This is a genomic window from Bacillus siamensis (assembly GCF_051628075.1).
GTDB classification, from domain to species: domain Bacteria; phylum Bacillota; class Bacilli; order Bacillales; family Bacillaceae; genus Bacillus; species Bacillus siamensis.
Map to the genome: position 1 here is coordinate 1,286,566 of NZ_CP155579.1, position 18,735 is coordinate 1,305,300.

The 18,735-nt window shown below is 46.0% G+C and carries 17 protein-coding genes, 1 pseudogene and 3 riboswitches; of the genes and pseudogenes, 10 read left to right on the plus strand and 8 right to left on the minus strand.

Annotated features, from left to right (window positions below):
- Positions 1 to 75: 75 nt before the first annotated feature.
- A riboswitch (SAM riboswitch) is annotated at positions 76 to 230 on the minus strand.
- A gap of 140 nt (positions 231 to 370) precedes the next feature.
- Complete coding sequence (locus ABDB98_RS06845) at positions 371 to 1,330, minus strand: S8 family peptidase (RefSeq protein ID WP_060962971.1); 960 nt, start codon at positions 1,328 to 1,330, stop codon at positions 371 to 373.
- A 219-nt stretch (positions 1,331 to 1,549) separates the two neighbouring features.
- Between ABDB98_RS06845 and ABDB98_RS06850 the strand changes: the two genes are divergently transcribed.
- Positions 1,550 to 2,383: an STAS domain-containing protein gene (locus tag ABDB98_RS06850; protein WP_438421743.1), complete on the plus strand. Its 834-nt coding sequence runs from the start codon at positions 1,550 to 1,552 to the stop codon at positions 2,381 to 2,383.
- A gap of 44 nt (positions 2,384 to 2,427) precedes the next feature.
- Here ABDB98_RS06850 and ABDB98_RS06855 read toward each other — a convergent pair whose 3' ends face one another.
- The 3 genes from ABDB98_RS06855 to ABDB98_RS06865 are packed head-to-tail and all read right to left on the minus strand — an operon-like array spanning position 2,428 to position 5,387.
- Entirely contained in the window at positions 2,428 to 3,189 is a 762-nt protein-coding gene (locus ABDB98_RS06855) for an energy-coupling factor transporter transmembrane component T family protein (RefSeq protein ID WP_099744333.1), read from the minus strand.
- Positions 3,164 to 4,801, minus strand: coding sequence for an ABC transporter ATP-binding protein (locus tag ABDB98_RS06860; protein ID WP_438421744.1), 1,638 nt, complete (start codon positions 4,799 to 4,801; stop codon positions 3,164 to 3,166). The genes ABDB98_RS06855 and ABDB98_RS06860 overlap by 26 nt, the downstream gene beginning before the upstream one ends.
- Positions 4,788 to 5,387 (minus strand): ECF transporter S component, encoded by a 600-nt coding sequence (locus ABDB98_RS06865; RefSeq protein ID WP_269775213.1) that lies wholly within the window; start codon positions 5,385 to 5,387, stop codon positions 4,788 to 4,790. The genes ABDB98_RS06860 and ABDB98_RS06865 overlap by 14 nt, the downstream gene beginning before the upstream one ends.
- 180 nt (positions 5,388 to 5,567) lie before the next feature.
- Positions 5,568 to 5,681: riboswitch (TPP riboswitch) on the minus strand.
- Between the two features lie 148 nt (positions 5,682 to 5,829).
- On the opposite strand from ABDB98_RS06865, the gene ABDB98_RS06870 reads away from it, so the two are divergent.
- The 3 genes from ABDB98_RS06870 to mgtE all read left to right on the plus strand — a co-directional run bounded on the left by ABDB98_RS06870 (position 5,830) and on the right by mgtE (position 9,183).
- Entirely contained in the window at positions 5,830 to 7,092 is a 1,263-nt protein-coding gene (locus tag ABDB98_RS06870) for a glycosyl hydrolase family 18 protein (RefSeq protein WP_060962966.1), read from the plus strand.
- 91 nt (positions 7,093 to 7,183) lie between these two features.
- Positions 7,184 to 7,321: a transcriptional regulator SplA domain-containing protein gene (locus ABDB98_RS06875; RefSeq protein ID WP_438421747.1), complete on the plus strand. Its 138-nt coding sequence runs from the start codon at positions 7,184 to 7,186 to the stop codon at positions 7,319 to 7,321.
- A gap of 106 nt (positions 7,322 to 7,427) precedes the next feature.
- A riboswitch (M-box (ykoK) riboswitch) is annotated at positions 7,428 to 7,593 on the plus strand.
- A gap of 234 nt (positions 7,594 to 7,827) precedes the next feature.
- The gene (gene mgtE / locus ABDB98_RS06880; protein WP_045925675.1) at positions 7,828 to 9,183 is read left to right on the plus strand and encodes a magnesium transporter; all 1,356 of its coding nucleotides are present in this window, start codon (positions 7,828 to 7,830) and stop codon (positions 9,181 to 9,183) included.
- A 36-nt stretch (positions 9,184 to 9,219) separates the two neighbouring features.
- Here the strand turns inward: mgtE and tnrA are convergent, their stop codons facing one another.
- Positions 9,220 to 9,552, minus strand: coding sequence for a MerR family transcriptional regulator TnrA (gene tnrA, locus ABDB98_RS06885; RefSeq protein ID WP_003154734.1), 333 nt, complete (start codon positions 9,550 to 9,552; stop codon positions 9,220 to 9,222).
- Positions 9,553 to 9,744: 192 nt separating this feature from the next.
- Here tnrA and ABDB98_RS06890 point away from each other — a divergent pair, with 192 nt between their 5' ends.
- The 4 genes from ABDB98_RS06890 to ABDB98_RS06905 all read left to right on the plus strand — a co-directional run bounded on the left by ABDB98_RS06890 (position 9,745) and on the right by ABDB98_RS06905 (position 11,510).
- Positions 9,745 to 9,900 (plus strand): hypothetical protein, encoded by a 156-nt coding sequence (locus tag ABDB98_RS06890; protein ID WP_101605506.1) that lies wholly within the window; start codon positions 9,745 to 9,747, stop codon positions 9,898 to 9,900.
- An 89-nt stretch (positions 9,901 to 9,989) separates the two neighbouring features.
- Positions 9,990 to 10,172 carry a Fur-regulated basic protein FbpA gene (locus ABDB98_RS06895; protein ID WP_016936380.1) on the plus strand — a complete coding sequence of 61 codons (183 nt, stop codon included), beginning with the start codon at positions 9,990 to 9,992 and terminating at the stop codon, positions 10,170 to 10,172.
- A 142-nt stretch (positions 10,173 to 10,314) separates the two neighbouring features.
- Complete coding sequence (locus ABDB98_RS06900; protein WP_007610911.1) at positions 10,315 to 10,779, plus strand: MarR family winged helix-turn-helix transcriptional regulator; 465 nt, start codon at positions 10,315 to 10,317, stop codon at positions 10,777 to 10,779.
- A 176-nt stretch (positions 10,780 to 10,955) separates the two neighbouring features.
- Complete coding sequence (locus ABDB98_RS06905; RefSeq protein WP_438421748.1) at positions 10,956 to 11,510, plus strand: YkoP family protein; 555 nt, start codon at positions 10,956 to 10,958, stop codon at positions 11,508 to 11,510.
- A 9-nt stretch (positions 11,511 to 11,519) separates the two neighbouring features.
- On the opposite strand, the gene ABDB98_RS06910 is transcribed toward ABDB98_RS06905, so the two are convergent.
- From ABDB98_RS06910 to ABDB98_RS06920, 3 genes and pseudogenes are all read right to left on the minus strand, one after another.
- Entirely contained in the window at positions 11,520 to 13,355 is a 1,836-nt protein-coding gene (locus ABDB98_RS06910) for a DNA ligase D (RefSeq protein WP_438421749.1), read from the minus strand.
- A gap of 2 nt (positions 13,356 to 13,357) precedes the next feature.
- Positions 13,358 to 14,274, minus strand: a pseudogene (locus tag ABDB98_RS06915) (Ku protein).
- 24 nt (positions 14,275 to 14,298) lie between these two features.
- Positions 14,299 to 16,704, minus strand: coding sequence for a bifunctional diguanylate cyclase/phosphodiesterase (locus ABDB98_RS06920; RefSeq protein ID WP_438421751.1), 2,406 nt, complete (start codon positions 16,702 to 16,704; stop codon positions 14,299 to 14,301).
- Between the two features lie 135 nt (positions 16,705 to 16,839).
- On the opposite strand from ABDB98_RS06920, the gene ABDB98_RS06925 reads away from it, so the two are divergent.
- Positions 16,840 to 17,475 carry a DedA family protein gene (locus ABDB98_RS06925; RefSeq protein ID WP_438421753.1) on the plus strand — a complete coding sequence of 212 codons (636 nt, stop codon included), beginning with the start codon at positions 16,840 to 16,842 and terminating at the stop codon, positions 17,473 to 17,475.
- A 244-nt stretch (positions 17,476 to 17,719) separates the two neighbouring features.
- On the plus strand, positions 17,720 to 18,502 hold the full coding sequence (locus ABDB98_RS06930; protein ID WP_438421754.1) for a TerC family protein: 783 nt from the start codon (positions 17,720 to 17,722) through the stop codon (positions 18,500 to 18,502).
- Positions 18,503 to 18,735: the final 233 nt, after the last annotated feature.

Sequence of the window (18,735 nt, forward strand, 5' to 3'; positions counted from 1 at the left end):
CTCCTTTAAGTGAGATGTAACAAAAAAGCCTCTTTCTCATGAGAGAAAGAGGCTTTAACATCAAAATGTAAGCCTCTCTTATCTCTCAGATCACGTCTGATGGAATTAGCACCGTGCCTTAGGAGACAATCGTCTCGGCGCAAAAATCACGCGCCCCATTTCACAATGGAATTACGGTCGGTTGCTGTTGGGGTCAAAAGGCCAATCCCTCGCCCAACTCTCGATAAGAGAAAATATTTCAATTTTTTTGAAAAGTTACATCATTTGTTGGTTATCTTATCAGCTTATTCAGATCACTGTCAATAGAAAATCTCACATTTTGAAAATTGGTGATGTTGACAAGCGGATCAATCATTATATGAGAAAAATATCAGAAAGACAGCAGCTGTGCCTGTTCGGCTCTTTCCATGAGCACATCAGGTGCGTCTAAATACAGAAATCCGTTCCCGGCCAATGTTTTGGCGATGCCCAAAGGAAGAGTCCGCCGCACAAGCTGGGCATAAATTTCGGCTTCAGAAAGCGTCCGCTGAAACGAGTCCTGTTCAAGCCCTTTTATTAAGGCCAGCGCTCCGCTCACGTGCGGGGCGGCCATTGAAGTGCCCGTCAGCTTCCCGTATTTATGGTTGGGAAGGGTGGAGAGAATGTTTTCTCCGGGCGCCACGAGGTCGATTTCTTTATTTGCGTTTGAAAATTCTGACGATTTACGGGCGATTGAGACTGATCCGACGGCGATCACTTCGTTGTAAGCGGCCGGATACGACAGTTCTTCTGTCCGCTCGTCTCCGTCACCTTCATTTCCTGCTGCGCAAACGACCAGTACACCGCTTTTTACCGCATTTGTGACGGCTTCTTTCAGTTCAGGCACATCGTTCGGCCCGCCGAGTGACATGGAAATAATGTCCGCCTTTTGTTCAACGGCGTAGTTGATGCCGTTGATGATCCATTCGTATTTGCCGCTGCCGTTTTGACCGCCTAGAACTTTAACGATTAAAAGGCTCGCTTCCGGCGCAACACCTGAAATTCCGCCGTTTGAATCATTGGCCGCAATCGTTCCGGAAACATGTGTCCCGTGGCCGTTGTAATCGGAAATCGCGTCTTCTTTGCCTTCGTCATCATCGGTGAAGTTTTTTCCGCCGATAACCCGGTCTTTCAAATCAGGATGATTAATGTCGCAGCCTGTATCAAGCACCGCGATTTTAATATCCTTTCCTTTAAACCCTTTTGCCCACAATTCTGGCGCCTTAATCACTTTAATACCCTCAGGAAGCTCGTTCACATCCATGATCTGCTCATCCGTGACATAAGGAATCAACCGCATTTCACCATTCATAAAAAAGCCCTCCTTTTTTATGCTTGCGAGTGGATTCAAGGGTGTTGCTACTATTTTATGGCAGATTATGCCGTTCAGAAAGAGTCATTTGAAGCATTTTCATAAAAAAGGCGCAATCTATTGCACTAAATAATTTCAAATAATTGGATGGTTCAACGGCTTTTATTTTGATTCGGCATCAGCTGACGCTATAATTGGAAATGGGAAAGGAGAAGAGGTATGAAGATAAATGAAGCATTGTACGACTATTTTTCCGAACGGGTGGATCAAATTGCGAAAGAATGGATTGAAACGATGGAAGATTCGGATCCGAATTCGATTTACTCTTTGACAAATCCCGTCATCATAGAAGAGCTGATGGAGCAAGATAAAGAATTTTACCGGCATATTAATAAAATGTATATCATACCGGAAAAAGAATTTTTAGAAGAGTTTGAGCGATGGGTGATTGAGCTTGCGAAAGACCAGAAGCATCTGGATACCCCGGTCCAGTATGTGGTTCGTGAATTCATGAGAAACCGGAGATTGTACATCAGTTATTATGATGCGTTTGCCGATAAACATGAATCTTCGTTTGCCGAGGGAGAAAGGAAGAGATGGGAGAATTTAATCGTTCAAGTATTTGATTTTACGATTTACACATTTGTCGATCACGCCGAATATAATTCGAAAATGCAGCTGAATGCGCAAAGAGAAATGATTTTAGAATTAAGCTCGCCGGTTATTACGCTGAGCAAACGGACGGGTCTTCTGCCGCTTGTCGGCAATATTGACACGGAACGCGCCAAATACATTCTTGAAAATACGCTGAGTACATGTGCAAACCGGCTGATTGAGCATCTGTTAATCGACTTGTCGGGCGTAGTGGTTGTCGATACAATGGTGGCGCACCAGATTTTTAAATTAATTGAAGCGCTGAACCTGATCGGCGTTTCGTCCACTTTATCCGGGATCAGGCCGGAAATTGCCCAAACCGCTGTACAGCTCGGCATTAATTTCTCGGATATTACGATTAAATCCAACCTCGCCCAGGCTCTCAATTATCATCAGTAACATACATACAAAACAGGCTGCCGAATCACTCCGGCGGCCTGTTTTTATACAAACAACAGTGAAATGAGACAGCTTGCGCCGAATAAAAGGAGCACGAGCATGAAAAAGAACCAGTCGGCGCGGCGCACAGTAACCGTTCTGTAAAACGTGCGGTTTCGGCTCCCTGTAAAACCTTTAGATTCCATTGCGATCGCTGTGCGTTCCGCCTTTCTGATGGCGCCTGCCAAAAGCGGGATGGTAAAGCGCCTGAAGGCAAAGAGCTTTCCTTTCAGCCCGGAATCAGATGCCGCGCCTCTGATTCTGTGCGCCTGTCTGATAATCAGGATTTCATCTTTCAGAAGAGGTAGAAACCGGAACCCGGCAATCACGCCGTAAGCAAGCTTCGGCGGGAGCTTACATTGCTGAATCAGACTGAGCATAAACAGAATCGGATCGGTTGTGAAAAGAAACATCATCGACAAAGCGGAAAAACATAAAATACGAAACGCGATAGAAATCCCGAGCGCCGCATTATCACTGTTGACGGCAATCGGTCCGAGCTTAAACAACAGATTGCTTTCGGTTGTCGGGACGTTTCCGAATACGGCGGCTGTCCATAAAGATCCGAAGGCAAGAATGACAAACGGAACCGTAAACAGCAGCCATTTTTTAAGCGGCACACGTCCCGCCAAGAGGACGCCTCCGGCAATGATAATATAAAACAAAGCAGGCGTGTACGGGTTATAAATAAACGACAGCATAATGACGCATAACAAAACAGCCGCCGCCTTAATTGACGGGTTAACAGCCTCCAGCCGCAGGTTCATTTCTCCGCCTCCTGTCGTGTTTCATCCATTCATACCGCAGCGGCAAAGCTAAATGCGCCCGCTCCGCGATTCCGATATGATCGGAAAACAATGAGTCGGGCGTTCCGCGGTACACAAGCTTCGTGCCGCAGAGCACAAGGATCGTATCGGCATAATCTGAGACGAGCTCCATATCATGTGTCACCATTAAAACAGCCGTTCCTTCCTTTTGGATCTCCTGAAGCATCAGCATGCACTCACGCGCCGTTTTTGCGTCCTGCCCGAAAGTCGGTTCATCAAGCAGCAAAACTTTCACCTGATGCATAAGCATCGTGGCGACGCTGAGCCTGCGCTTTTGTCCTTGGCTTAAAGAGAACGGATGCTGTGAGGCATAGCGTCTCAGGCCGAACCGGGTTAAGAGCTGAAGAGCTTTCTCCTTTGCGGCTTTACCGTTTTCAAAGCCGAACAGCAGCTCTTGAATGACAGAATCTGTGACAAACTGGTGTTCAGGATTTTGGAAAACATACCCTATCAGCCGCCGAAGCTCTTTTTCCGAATAGGAATCTACCGGTCTGCCGTCTATTTTGATGTCTCCGCTCACAGGGCGGATGAGCTTGGCCGCGGCGGACAGGAGCGTGGATTTTCCGGTTCCGTTAGGGCCGGCAATCGCGGTGATTGACCCTTTTTTTACGGAAAAGCTCACGTCCTGAAAAATGGTGTCCGTTCCTCTTCTGAATGACAGCCCGTGAACACTCAGCGCGTCCTCTGCCGAAAGCGCGGCGGGCCGGGGGCCGGGAAAGGGCGGTACAGGTTCCTGAAACAGTCTTTCTTTGCACAATGTAAAAGGGATGCTGACGTGCTTCTGCAATGAGATCACCCGCGGAATCGGAATGCCGAGCTGCGTCAGCTCTTCAAGTTTTGTTTCAAAGATCGCGTCGGTCTCTCCGTCCATCACCTTCTGACCCGTTCCGTCAAGGACAATCGTCCTGTCTATCCACGGCGCCCAATGATCTAGCTGATGCTCGATAACGAGAAGTCCGAAGCCTTTTTTGGCCTGCAGTTCTTTGATCAGCCGCACCAATTCCCGCACGGAATATGGATCAAGCTGTGCCGTCGGTTCGTCTAAAATAATGAGTTCCGGTTCCATCGCAATGATACAGGCGAGCGCGACCTTTTGTTTTGAACCGCCTGACAGCGAGGCGATCGTCCGTGTTTTCAGATGAGTGATTTCTAATTTTTCCAAAACGTCCTCAATAATTGAGTCCATCTCTTCTTTTGTATATTGCAAATTTTCCAGACCGAAGGCTATTTCATCTTCAACCGTCAGCATGCAAAACTGCTGATCCGGATCTTGAAACACGACGCCGATGGATCGGGCGGCGGGTTCTGACAGGTCCGAAAGATGTGTTCCGTATAAGGAAACGGTTCCCGTTTGAACTGCATCGCAGGCTTCCGGGTACAGACCGTTTAAACAAAGTGCGAGCGAGCTTTTACCGCATCCGCTCGGCCCGAGCAATAAAACCCGTTCTCCTTTGCGGAGCTGAAATGACACGTCTTGAAAAACCGGCTTCTCATCCTGCTCATAAGAAAAGGTAAGACGGCGGGCCGATAGAAGGGGTTCAGATGCCTGCATCTTGGTTCACCTGTTTCTTTTTCTTCTTGAATTCTTTTCCGAGCGCCATGCCGTTCAGCACCCCTGTGTAAGCCAGCGCATCACTGATTGCTTTGCCGAGAAGGCCGGCAAGAAGCGCACCTGAGACCAGGCGGATGAGAAGCATGACGGCTAATAAACCCGGATTCAAAACAGAGTATCCGGAAATGAACAAGTCATAAATGAAGCTCGCAACAGAAGACCCCATACCGGATAAAAGGAGCACGGGCAGGGTATACACCCGCCAGCGTGTCGCAAAAAAGACCGCTTCCGCACCGATTCCCTGCGCGATGCCGATCAGAATCACCATCGGCCCTGACGGATTTCCGAGTAAACACTCCACAAACGCGGCGATGATTTCAGAAACAAGCGCCGCTCCCGGTTTTTGAATAATGTAGGCGGCAATCACCGAGACGATAAACCAAATACCGTAAATCGGTTCGTAGCTCATCCGGCCGAAAAACCCTGCCGCTATATTGCTTGCATGAGTTGATAATAAATAAACGACAGCGAATACAACACTGATGACGGACATGACGACAATTTCTCTCATTTTCCAATTTTTCATTGTGATCTCCTGCTTTCTTATCGGATAGTCGTATGTATGAAAGAGTTGATTTTACGAAAGACGATTGATCGTAAGTTTCATATTGCAGTGTCCTCCCCGTTTTTTAATGAAAAATAAAAAACTGCATATCCGAGGGAATATGCAGCAGCAGAACGAAAACGCATGGAAAAAACCCTGCGCTCCGGTCAATCTGCACTTCCCCACGCTGGTATTATCCAGATCGGGTTATAAGGGATCAAAACACGCCTGCCGCATGTTTTATCTCAGCCGATAACAGCACCCCTAGTGCGTTTCCTATACAGTTTTTTATAATGACATCATCATAGTTGATCATATCTGATTTGTAAACAGCCTTTCTCTAAACAGAGTTTGGAATCGGACCGGAAGATCATTCATAAAGATAAGAAGAGCCCTTTTGATCAAAAGGAAACGGAGGACATCTATGTTTGTTCATACAGTGCAGTCTGGTGACTCGTTATTTTCCATCAGCAGAAAGTACGGATACCCTGTTGACAGCATCAGAAGCGTCAACGGGCTTGAGGAAACGAATATCGTTCCGGGGCAGGCGCTTTTGATCCCTCTTAATGAATATACGGTTCAGCCGAATGATACGTATGCCGTTATCGCAAGTAAGACTTATGTGCCGCAGATGCAGCTGATGCAGGCAAACCCGGATATTCCGCCGAACCGGCTGCGGCCGGGTCTGAAAGTGAGAATTCCGGATATCTCCAACTATTTGGCGGGAACCCTGCAATTTTACGTCATTCGGACACCTGAAGCGGACAGAGAGCTCATTAATGATTTTGCACCCTATTCATCGGCGATTTCTTTGTTTGAATATCATTTTGGCCCAAACGGAGATATCATGAATGATTTAAACGACAGGACCGCGATAGAAACCACATGGCAAAACAGAGTGCGGCCGCTTGCGGTTATCACGAATCTGACAGAAGGAGGGTTCAGCCCGGAATTAGCCCATCAAGTCCTGCAGAACCCGACGGCGAGAACGAACCTCGTCAATAATATCGTCTACCTGACCGTAAGAAAGGGATACGGCGGTGTAAATATTGATTTTGAACGGATCAGGGAAGCCGACCGGGACCTGTTTACAGGATTTCTCCGGCAGTTAAAAACCCGGCTCTCAGAGCATCAGCTCGCGCTAACGATATCGGTTCCGGCGAAAACAAATGAAGCGGTGCCGTGGCTGAGGGGATATGATTACGGCGGAATCGGAGCCGTCGTCGATTATATGTTCATCATGGCGTACGACTGGCACCACGCCGGCAGTGAGCCGGGACCCGTAGCGCCTTTGACGGAGGTCAGAGAAACCATCAATTTTGCCATCAGCAGGGTGCCGAGAAGAAAGGTGATTCTCGGTGTGCCGCTGTACGGATATGATTGGGTGATTCCGTACCGCCCCGGGACGATCGGATCGGCGATCTCCAATCAGCGCGCCATGGAAACCGCCATGAAATATCAATCAGTGATCCGCTACTCTCAGAGGGATCGTTCCCCTTACTTCCGGTATACGGATGAAAATGGGAGAACGCATGAAGTATGGTTCGAGGATGTGCGGAGCATGAGTGAAAAAATGGTTCTCGTGCGGGAATTCGGACTGCAGGCGATCGGCGCGTGGCAATTAACGCTCGGTTTCAAACCGGGTCCGTGGCTGTTGCGGAACTTTTTCACCATCCGAAAGATATAACCGCATTATCCCGCTTTTTCGGAGAGTTTTTCTTTCTTATGATAACGGATCTTCTTTTGGACAATCTAAAGTTGAAAAGGAGGTCTGTTCTGTGAAGAAAAGGGAAGAGCAGTATATCAACGAGGCTGAGTATGTACCGCACCCGACAAAAGAAGGGGAATACGCGCTCATGTTGCATGAATCCTATCATTTACTTTCAGAAGAGGATGAAAACGATTTGCCGGAATAAGGGCTTTATGCCTTTATTCCGTTTATTTTATAGGCATATGCTGAAATAACAATTTAAAGGTTGACACATTCCTTTTTTTTCTGTAATCTCAGTGTGTCAATTCAAATAACAACTTCGTTAGGTGAGGCTCCTGTATGGAGATACGCTGCTGCCCAAAAATGTCCAAAGACGCCAATGGGTCAACAGGAATCATCGACATAAGGTGATTCTTAACGCAGCTGGATGATTGTCCTATGCCATACAGTGCTAAAGCTCTACGAATGAAGGCCCCGCACGTTTATTTGCCGTGCTTGTTTTCGCCTTCATTTCGGAAGGTTTTTTTTATGCCTCAAAACGTACATGACTGAGCATGATAAGGAGGTGCGGAGTATGGATTCTCCCCATTCGAGTATGTCAGAAGAAGTACCCATATACAGCCAGATAACCAGTGACGACATGATGAGGAGACAAACCGCCGCACTTCCCTTGACGGACGGCGCGTCTCCGTAAAGGAGGTACGAGTCCCGATGGTCCAAAACATGACCTATGACGAACTCATATTACGCATTATCATTTTATTGCGGGACGGAAAAATAAAAGAATTCCGAAACATGATAGACGAGCTTCAGCCCTATGATATGGCCTTTTTATTTAAAGAAATGCCGGAAAAGCACCGAGCCCGCTATCTGTCATATATGACGGTTGATGACATCACCGACATGATCGGAGAGCTGGAGCGGGAATTTCAGCTTGCCGTTCTCCATAAAGTCGGTAAAACGAAAGCCACTCTCGCAATGAATAAAATGGATAACGACGATCTCGCCGCTTTGCTGGAAGAGATGGATGAAGAGCTGAAAGAGCAGCTTTTGTCCAGTATGGAGGCCGAGGAATCAAAGGCCGTCCAGCTTTTGATGAACTATCCGCAAGAATCCGCAGGCCGGATGATGACGAACCGCTTCGTCTGGATTCCGCAGCATTATACAGTAAAAGATGCGGTTGTGAAGCTGAAAAGCTTTGCGGAAATCGCAGAATCAATTAACTACTTGTACGTGATTAATGACAGCAAGCAGCTTGTCGGGGTGCTGTCTTACAGAGATTTAATTCTCGGCGAGCCTGACGATAAAGTGCAGGATCTCATGTTTACGCGTGTCATCTCGGCCGGGGTGCTCCAGGATCAGGAAGAAGTCGCCCGGCTGATCCAGCGGTATGACTTTTTAGCCATTCCCATTGTTGAAGAAAATAATGTGCTTGTCGGCATCGTCACTGTCGATGATATTATCGACGTCGTGATTAAAGAGGCTGATGAAGATTACGAAAAATTCGCCGCCTCCGGTAAGGCGATTACATTTGATACGAAAGCGTACGTGGCGGCATACCGCCGCTTGCCGTGGCTCATTCTCCTTTTGTTTATCGGATTGATTTCCGGAAGCATCCTGAATTATTTTGAAGATACTTTGCAAAAAGTGGTCGCCCTCGCATTTTTCATGCCGATGATCGCGGGAACGACGGGAAATACAGGCACACAGTCACTCGCTGTCGTTATCAGAGGATTGGCTAAAGAAGAAATGAATAAAAAAACCATCTTTAAACTGATTTTCCGGGAATTAAGAGCCGGCATCTACATCGGTATTGTCTGTGCGATTGCGATTACGATTGTCGCAACCGTCTGGCAGAAAGACTTAACGCTCGGTTTTGTCGTCGGTTCATCGCTGCTTGCAACGCTGATTATCGGTACGATGGCCGGAACGATCGTCCCTATTATTCTTCATAAACTGAACATAGACCCGGCGATTGCATCCGGGCCGCTGATTACGACGCTGAACGATATTTTGTCCTTATTAATTTATTTCGGCATTGCAACTGCATTTCTTCATGCTTTATAAAAAAAGGTCCGTCTCACAGGAGGCGGACTTTTTTTGTCAGCGGTTTTTATATTTAAAATGAGCATTAAGCTGTCCTTCCAGCATTTTCTTGCGGAGCTGCGGGTCGTTTTTGAGGGCCTGCTCTTTTTTGCGCATGTCTTTTAAAATCTCAGCCGTCTGTACGCCGTCCTCACGCTTGTTGGCAATATCCATCAGCCGCTCAACGTCCGCGAAGGAATATTTTCTCGTTCCCCGCGATGAGCGCTGCGGGTAAATTAATTTCCGTTCTTCATAGTATCTGATCTGCCTGACTGACAATCCGGTTAATTCGCTTACAATGCCGATCGAGATTACTTTTTTATCTTTGTAAGATTGTTCGTCTGTCGTCATTTTTCCACCCCTGGATGTCTTTTACTCATATTATATAAGAAAAAAAGAGAAAAAACCTGACGCTTGTCAGGTTTTCTGACGTGAAATAGAAGATTTTAGAAAAAAAGCGTCAGAAAAATTAACAAGGTTAATGCATGGCTCTGTATCCCGTTTTATGCTTATTTTACAGATACAATGAGAGGAAGGATATGAATGGAGAAAGAAAAAGCGGTTTCGCTGGCAAAAGAAATCATTGAATTAGATATGAAACGCGATGAAATGCTGGAGACGTTTATGCAGCTTGCCGGGGAACACGCTTTTCCGCTGCTCAGAGCCGTCCAGAACGGACTTTACCGAAAAACATCATAATTCCACATAAGTTTTACAATGGCTTCATACGTCATTGAAATAAAAGCGGTATTCTGATCATAGAATAACGGAAAACAAAGGAGGGCGTCATGAGTCATTTGTTTCAAAATGCACTGGACAAAGAGAGAAACCATTATTCCAAAAAGCTTCTTCAGATCGGAGTCTATACGAAAGAAATACTGAACTCCATGACAATCACGGAGCTGAGAAAGGAATACGCGTATTTTTTTCGGAACATTCCCTATAAAGAACGAAACCCTTATACAAATTAAATGATGTATAAGGGTATTTTTTTATATAAAAAAGAAGGAATTCTGAAAAACGGCACGAATAGAATATAAAACAAAGAACGACTCTTATGAATTGTAAGGGTTTACATTATTTTTTTATAAAAATCTTAAATACGGGGTAGATATGATGAGATTATCATTTAACGAAGAAGAAGTGATGCGTTCGATGAATTTGTACAAAGTTTTTGCAAGGGCTTTCAAAAGTGTTTCTGAACACAGCATCCGCGACAGTAAAGAACACGGTTTTAATCCGACTGAATTTGCCGTTTTGGAGCTGCTGTATACGAGAGGCCCGCAAAAGCTCCAGCAAATCGGGTCGCGTCTTTTGCTTGTCAGCGGGAATGTCACCTATGTCATCGACAAGCTTGAAAGAAACGGGTTTTTGGTCAGAGAACAAGACCCGAAGGACAAACGGTCTGTTTACGCCCATTTAACTGATAAAGGAAATGAGTATTTAGACAAAATTTATCCGATTCATTCATTGAGAATTGCGAGAGCGTTTTCAGGACTTATGCCTGAGGAACAGGAACAGCTGATAGCCTTATTGAAAAAAGCGGGGATTCACAGCCAGCACTTGCTTTTCCGTTAAAAGAAAGCGGATACAAACACTCTTCTTCAAGGAGAGTGTTTTTTTCTGTCCTACGGTAGAGCCTGAAGCGGATTTTGCATATGCTGATACAGGGCGGCATCATTATTTACCAATCATAATGTGACATGCCCCATGCCAAAATATGAAAGTGCTTTGATTATAAAGAAGGTGAACGTGTGAGAAGCTGTCTGCTGACTATATGGTACTTACTTGATCCGCTTTATTTCTTCTTTACCCGGCTGACGCTGATTGATAAACAGCAATCGAATGTATTCCGCGTTCGTTTGACAAGATATAAAGGGAAAGAGGTCATCCTGAGCGACGGAACCAGAATTAAAAAAAACGACGTGTTAGTCAAGATTCATCTTCATAACGTCAAACTCCTGAAAGAGCTGCAGCCTATTGAAAGCGCGGTCAGAAGGGGGATTATGCTATATCAGAAGGTTTATCAATCCATGCCTCATTTAGCTGATTATATTAACCAGCATAAACGGAAAGACGAGATTAAAGGCGTCGTCGGCATTACAATGCTTCATAAAGGGGCGGCAAGGCTCGGATTTGATGTAATAAAGCCGTCCAGCAGCTGCTACAGGCTGTTTAAAAAAGCGGCACATATTCCGATTTTATATTTTACTGCAAAACAGCTCACCCTCAAAAACATTCCTTATTCCTGCTATTTATTCATTTCTAAAGAAAAACTGATGTACACGTATCAGACTGAAAAGAGCTGACGAAAAGCGTCAGCTCTTTCTCTTGATTTGCTCAAGCACGTTTGAAAGCGGGCCGTCCTGCGGATTCCGGTAAAAATCATAAAACGGATCTCCCTCTGTCCTGACCCGATTCACCACTGTATCAATCGTATAATCATCGGGTGTTAAAGAGGAGTTGACTTCGTTCCAATAAAGAGGGGCGGCAACCGTTCCTAGTTCATTGCCCCGGGTCGAATAAGGAGCGATGATCGTTTTTCCTTCGGCATGCTGCAAATAATCAAGGTAGAGCCTGCCGTTTCGGTTTTTGATAAAACGCTCTGTCGTAAAAAGATCCGGACGCGTCCTGACGCAATAATCGGCGATGAGCATTGTGAACGCGCGGGTCTCCTCATAGGTGAATGCTTCCGGTGAAAGCGGGATGTAGAGCTGAATGCCTTTATTCCCGGAGAGCTTCGGGAATGATGTAATGCTGAATGAGTCAAACAGCTGTTTCAGCACATGGGCCGCCTCCACGGCCATAGGAAAATCGTTCCTTGACGGAGGATCAAGGTCAATGACGATTTCTGCGGGCCTTTCAGAATGCACGGTCTGAAACGGAACGTGAAATTCCAGCGCCAGCTGATTGGCGAGCCATAAAAGAGACGGTACGCTGCTGCATACGATGTGTTCGTGGCTTCCGTCAAATACGCTTGAGACAAAGTCCGGCGTGTAATCCGGTTTGTTTTTTTGAAAAAAAGATTCGCCCGGCGCTCCATGCGGATAACGGATCACCGTGACGGCCCGATCTTTGAGAAAAGGCATAAGAAAATCGCTCATCTTCACCATATAACAAAGGAAATCCGCTTTCTTTTTTTCAGACTTCTTAAAAACGGTCTTATCCAGGCTTGTGAACTGCAGCTTCGGCGGCAGCGTTTTAGAACGGAGGATAAGCTGCTCATACGTACATTCAGTCCAATCCATTTCAAACTGAAAAGAAACAAAAGATACTTCACGCAGCGTGTCCTGCAATATGGTTAAATACTGCACGGTCATACAGATGGAAGGCTCAAGTATATACTCGCCGCTTTTTTGTTTTTTGCCGTGAGTCTCCATAATAGTTCTGACGGCGTTTTTTTCTTCCGCCTGCATGCCGTGGGAAACGGAAGCGATCGGGACAATGGTGCCGTCTTTTAATACCGAGGCCGTCACGTACCCGTTCTTCGGATTAAACCCGGTTAATAGCACGTGAGCCGTTTTCATATGTTTATACTTCTGCCAGTCGGGAGACCGTTTATTTTCCGCCCAGCCGCTTGATGCTCTTTTTGCTACTATTCCTTCTCCGTCATGCCGGACGATCTTGTCCCAGAGCGCTTCAAAGTCAGTGTGCTCCGGAATGTACTGAATCGCTTCCTCCGCTAAGTGATGGGGGCTTTTCGGAAGATTTGCTTCTTCAAACAGTTTGAAAAGGGCGCGCTTCCGCTTCACATACGGCAATGAGACGGTGCCGGCACCTTCCAGAACTAAGAGATCAAATGCCAGAAAGCGGCACGGCCGTCTATTGGCGGTGCTTTCAATGGCTTCCGCCCGTTTTAAACGCCCGCGGATTTGAATATGTTCAAAGTCCGCTCTGTACGGATTGATTAAATAGACAAGCTCTCCGTCAAGCGTAATGGGGAACCGGTCTTTCATGTGCTGAAAACACCGGACGGCAAAGGTTGTGATTTCCGGAAATTGATTCGTCAGCGTCTGGCCGTTTCTGCTGGTCAATGTGACCCCGCTTTCGTCTATGCGGAGAAGACAGCGGAATCCGTCATACTTTACCTCATAGCGCCACTCACTGCCTATGGGCGGTGAAGAGGTCAAAATCGGCTGCATCGTCAGCACCATGATTAAGACGTTCCGGCTTTTTGTCTGGTCGTCTTCCGCTTTTTGCCTTCGCCGCCTGCAGGTGCGGCGTCTTTTGTCCGCGCCGGTGCAGCCTGCTCGCGATTCGGCCGCTTCGTCCGGTCGATGCTTGCCTGAAGGGCGCTGACAAGATCAATGACATCTTCGCGCGGGCCGGCAGCAGCGGGTGTTACGCCTGCTTCTTCATGTTCAAGCTTATCATTAATTTTGGCGAGAAGGGCTTTCCGGTATGTGTCTTCGTATTGCTCTGGGTCAAACTCGGTTGTCAGCTCATTAATTAACGTAATCGCCGTCTGCAGCTCTTTTTCATTAACCGCTGTCTGCTCCGGAACGCCCGGCACATGTCCGGCATTTCTGACTTCATCCGGATAATGAATGGATTCCATCACGATGCAGTTGTCATACACCCGAAGAATCGCAAGCTGCTGCTTAGAACGGATCGTAATAGAGGCAATCCCGATTTTACCGGTCGTCCTCAGCGCTTCCCGCAAAAGTGTATAGGCTTTTGTGCCGTTGTCTCCAGGGCCGACATAATAAGACCGGTTAAAATAAATCGGATCAATCTCTTGCAGCTGGACAAAGTCAACAATCTCAACCGCTTTTTCTTCGTGTTCCTGTTTTACGTCTTTCAGGTCTTCGTCTGTCAAAATGACGTATTTTCCCTTTACATACTCATAGCCTTTAACGATTTCATCCGGCTCCAGACTCTTTTCACACCCGGTACAGATCTTTTCGTATTTAATCGGCGCATGATCTTCTTTATGAAGACTGCGGAATTTTATATCTTTATCTTCAGTGGCCGCAAAGAGCTTGACCGGGATATTGACGAGGCCGAAACTGATCGAACCCTTCCACATCGTGTGCATGAATAAAAACTCCTTTTTTCTTTATTGTGGATAATCGGGTCCGTTCCATGTGTAGAAACTTATGGGTGGCCCGGCGCTTCATTGAGGAGCTGTTCAATCTCCTCAGGAGGCAATGGCCTGCTGAAATAGTATCCCTGGAGAAAATCGCATCCTTTTTCATCTAAAATCTTTTTTTGCATCGCCGTTTCAACCCCTTCAGCAACGACTAAAAGAGAAAGCTGATGGCCCATGGCAATAATGGCGCCGGTGATCTGCGCAGATTTAGGATGTGTCTGAAGATCATCTATAAATGATTTATCTATTTTCAATCTGTGAATCGGAAAGTCCTTCAAGTAGCTGAGAGAACTGTGACCCGTTCCGAAATCATCAATGCTTACACTGATTCCCAGCTCAGTTAGTGCGGTAAGCACTTTTTTGCTGTGCTCGTGATCTTCCATTGTCATGCTTTCAGTCACTTCTGCTTCAAGCAGCCGGGGAGGAAGCTTGTAATGGGAAAGTGTTTTCTGAATAAACGGAACCAGTTCTTCTGATTGAAACTGTTTGGCCGAAATATTAATGGCGACTGGAAGGTGGTATCCTTTTTCATGCCATTCCTTCGCCTGCCGGCACGCCTCGGTGATGATCCATTTGCCGAGGTCAATAATCAGCCCGGTTTCTTCGGCGGCCTGGATAAAGTCTCCGGGATTCTGCAGTTTCCCATCCGCGCCGGCCACTCTCAGAAGCGCTTCAGCTCCCGTGATGAGCTGATCAGAAGCGCTGTATTGAGGCTGATAATGAAGGACGAACCTTTTTTTCTCAATCGCTTCTCTCAGCTCCATCTCAAGCCGAAGCTTTTTCGCTTCTTTTTCTCCGATTTGGGCAGAGTAATATTTGTATTTGCTTTTGTTTCGGTCTTTGCAGGCGTACATCGCCATATCGGCTTTTTTCATCAGTTCCATTCCGTCCGACCCGTCTTTTGGAGAGACGGCGATGCCGATGCTGACAGAGGTGATCAGCTCATGCTCCTGAATGGTAAACGGTTTTTCGAACTGCAGGATGATCTGTTTTGCTAAATCATCAATGTCATCGTTCTCAGAAGGGACGTCAGTTAAAATAATAATAAATTCATCACCGCCAAGACGGGCGATAAAACCATTATCCGGGATGATGGAGGAGAGTCTCTGAGCCGCTGATTGAAGAAGTCCGTCTCCGGCATTGTGCCCGAGCGCATCATTAATAATTTTAAACCGATTTAAATCGAGAAAGAACACAACGGTCAAGCGTCCGAATGAATGATCTCTTTCCAGAACTTCTGTCAACCGCTGAACGGCATGCCGGCGGTTCGGCAGGTCTGTCAAAGAATCATAATGCGCCATACGGTGAATGTCCTTCTCGGCTTTCCGCTGTTTGGTCATGTCTTTGCAGATGACATATACACTGTCCAGTCCGTTATCGACCAAAACGGGGATAAAGGTAACATTAATATAAAATAAGCCGACGTCTGTTTTCAGATCAGCATCAATATGCAGGGCCTGCTGTTCTTTTTTTACTTGTTTAAAATAGGTTTTCAGCTGCCTGCTGATATGCCGGCGCCAATTTTGGCTGTCCAGTCCGAAATTGTGTTTCATCTCGGCTCCTGCTTCATTAGAGTAAAGAATTTTACCGTCAGGAGACAGGATGAAAATAGGGTCAATATTATGATTGATTAATGATTGAAAGCGCTGTTCATGGTCTTTCATACGTTCATTGTGGCGGAAAAACTGACGATCGAAATGTGAGCTGAAAAACAATAACATCTGAAAACAAAAGATGATCAGCGTAATATAAACGGACCAATGAAACGAATGAATTTCCATATCGTTTTCCGGCTTTCTCATGTCTTCATAAAATGAGGCAGCCATCATTCCCGTATAATGCATCCCTGAGACGGCCGCTCCCATGAATACAGAACCGATGATTTTGTGAAAAGTAAAAGGTTCCGTCGGTTTCTTCCCTGCCAAACCGAAAAATACTTTCAGCGAAATGAAAGAAGAAGCCATGGCAATCAGAATAGACATACAGAACAAAAAGGGATTATACATAATCATTACCCGGGAAATGGCCGACATCCCCATGTAATGCATGAGAGAAATTCCCGCTCCCATAAAAACAGATCCGGTAATCAGCCGGCTGAATGTTAAGATTCTCCGGCTGACGATGTATAAAGCCGCAAAAGATCCGGAAATCGCGGCGGCTGCAGAAAAGAACATCGGCACAGCTTCATAATTCATATGCATGTTCATATAAACGGCAAGCATTCCGACAAAGTGCATTGACCATATGCCGAAACCCATGATAACTGAACCCGCAAACAGCCACAGCTTACTATGAATCCCCGTTTTGAGCGTTATTTTTCTGGAAATTTCAAGTGAAGTAAATGCCGCCAGACAAGCAATCAGGATGGATAGCCCGACAAGCGGGACATTGTATTGTACATGTAATTCCAAAAGATGATTCCTCCTACTACTACCGATCTGAAACGATCCTCATTTATATCGGCGCGACATAAAAATATTTCAGTTTCGAGGTTTTGTGTTAAAATGATTCTTAAGATTCAGAATACAAGTTGCCTGGAGTGATAAATGATCGAAGGTTTTATCATATCAATAATAGAAGCGTTTAAAAGCTTATCCTACGCCGGAATTTTTTTGGCGCTGAGTATAGAATTTATCCCGGCGGAAATTGTACTTCCGCTTGCGGGCTACTGGGTGTCAAAAGGGGATATGACGCTTGCCGGAGCCGTGTTTGCCGGATCGCTCGGCGGTGTTTCGGGTCCGCTGGTCTTATATGGAATCGGAAGGCTGGGGGGCCGGCCGTTTTTGCTGAAGTATGGAAAGTATGTATGGATAAAACCCGAATCGCTTCAGAAATCAGATCATTTCTTTCAGAAACACGGAGGTTTGGTAGCGTTCAGCGGCCGTTTTATACCGGGGGTCAGGACGCTGATTTCTCTGCCGTGCGGAATTGCGAAAATGAATGTCTGGGTGTTTTCTCTTTATACATATGCAGCGATGCTCCCGATTACGTTTGTTTACGTATACCTCGGAATGAAGCTCGGGGAAAATTGGAAAAGCGTCGGTTCCATTCTTGATCAATATATGCTGCCGCTCGGTATATTCATTGTGTTGCTTCTTGTCTTTTATCTGCTTTTAAAAAGAGGAAAGCATCGGGATAAAACAGAAAAAATTTCTCAATTTGCTAAAAAAGTTAAGCGTTGACAAATGGTGAAACAGGCTTTATCATGAGCGTATAAACAAAATATTTCTTGAAATCCCAAAGGGGAGTAGCGTCCGGATGTTCCGGAAACAAAGTCGTCAATTCATGGATCATATCCATCGGCTTTGTTGGCATGCCAATCATTCATGTCTAGCAAGACCTTTGCCTTATATCGGCAAAGGTCTTTTTTGCGTAAAAAAACGCCGGTATAAGCTCGGATGATAGAAAAGAAACGGAGGGAATGGATTGGACTTTGCATTATTATTGGAGTATGGATGGGTTCTTCTCGTTTTAATCGGGCTGGAAGGGATTTTAGCGGCGGATAACGCGCTGGTGATGGCTGTGATGGTGAAGCATCTTCCGGAAAAACAAAGGAAGAAGGCTTTATTTTACGGATTGGCGGGCGCATTTATTTTGCGTTTCGGGTCGCTGTTCGCCATTTCTTTTCTGGTGAATGTCTGGCAGGTTCAGGCCCTGGGCGCCTTATATCTGTTTTACATCGCGGTCAGTCATTTGCTGAAGCGGTATGTATTCAAACATGGCACAGGGCAGAAAACGCAGAAAGAGAGCGGGTTTTGGCAGACTGTATTGAAAGTGGAGCTGGCTGACATCGCTTTTGCCGTTGACTCCATTTTAGCGGCGGTCGCGCTTGCCGTAACGCTTCCGGAAACGCCGCTTCCTGCCATCGGCGGCTTGGATGGCGGTCAGTTTCTCGTTATTTTAGCCGGCGGTGTTATCGGTTTAATCATCATGCGCTTTGCGGCGTCAATGTTTGTTTCCTTATTAAAAACCAGACCGGGCCTTGAAACGGCGGCATTTGTTATTGTCGGGTGGGTAGGCGTGAAGCTCGCTCTTTATACTCTGGCTCATGAGGAACTCGGCGCCATTCCGGCGGATGTTATTCATTCTGCGGCTTGGAAAATCATTTTCTGGACGGTTTTGGCAGCCATTGCGGTTTGCGGATGGTTTATGTCAGGAACAAAACAAATAGAGCAGGACGCGGCATCAGCGGAAAGAGAACACGCGTAAAAGGGATCTTAAAGGGGACTGTTTTTTAAAAAAAGCAGGTTCCCTTTTTTATTTGAAACGCTTACATTTAAGACATATGATAACAATTTTATAACAGCCTTGTTACAAAAAACACAGAGAAAACCCCCTTAATTCTGCCCGAAGGCACGAAATCATGTATAGTACGTCTTATTGGCTTGTCATAATTGAGACAAATGAAATCGATTTCTCTTTTTCTTCCTTTGCGAATCCCT

Excerpts from the sequence above, each read along its gene's own strand:
- ABDB98_RS06845 (WP_060962971.1), bottom strand. The coding sequence starts at position 1,330 with ATGAATGGTGAAATGCGGTTGATTCCTTATGTCACGGATGAGCAGATC.
- ABDB98_RS06850 (WP_438421743.1), top strand. The coding sequence starts at position 1,550 with ATGAAGATAAATGAAGCATTGTACGACTATTTTTCCGAACGGGTGGAT.
- ABDB98_RS06855 (WP_099744333.1), bottom strand. The coding sequence starts at position 3,189 with ATGAACCTGCGGCTGGAGGCTGTTAACCCGTCAATTAAGGCGGCGGCT.
- ABDB98_RS06860 (WP_438421744.1), bottom strand. The coding sequence starts at position 4,801 with ATGCAGGCATCTGAACCCCTTCTATCGGCCCGCCGTCTTACCTTTTCT.
- ABDB98_RS06865 (WP_269775213.1), bottom strand. The coding sequence starts at position 5,387 with ATGAAAAATTGGAAAATGAGAGAAATTGTCGTCATGTCCGTCATCAGT.
- ABDB98_RS06870 (WP_060962966.1), top strand. The coding sequence starts at position 5,830 with ATGTTTGTTCATACAGTGCAGTCTGGTGACTCGTTATTTTCCATCAGC.
- mgtE (WP_045925675.1), top strand. The coding sequence starts at position 7,828 with ATGGTCCAAAACATGACCTATGACGAACTCATATTACGCATTATCATT.
- tnrA (WP_003154734.1), bottom strand. The coding sequence starts at position 9,552 with ATGACGACAGACGAACAATCTTACAAAGATAAAAAAGTAATCTCGATC.
- ABDB98_RS06890 (WP_101605506.1), top strand. The coding sequence starts at position 9,745 with ATGGAGAAAGAAAAAGCGGTTTCGCTGGCAAAAGAAATCATTGAATTA.
- ABDB98_RS06895 (WP_016936380.1), top strand. The coding sequence starts at position 9,990 with ATGAGTCATTTGTTTCAAAATGCACTGGACAAAGAGAGAAACCATTAT.
- ABDB98_RS06900 (WP_007610911.1), top strand. The coding sequence starts at position 10,315 with ATGATGAGATTATCATTTAACGAAGAAGAAGTGATGCGTTCGATGAAT.
- ABDB98_RS06910 (WP_438421749.1), bottom strand. The coding sequence starts at position 13,355 with ATGGTGCTGACGATGCAGCCGATTTTGACCTCTTCACCGCCCATAGGC.
- ABDB98_RS06925 (WP_438421753.1), top strand. The coding sequence starts at position 16,840 with ATGATCGAAGGTTTTATCATATCAATAATAGAAGCGTTTAAAAGCTTA.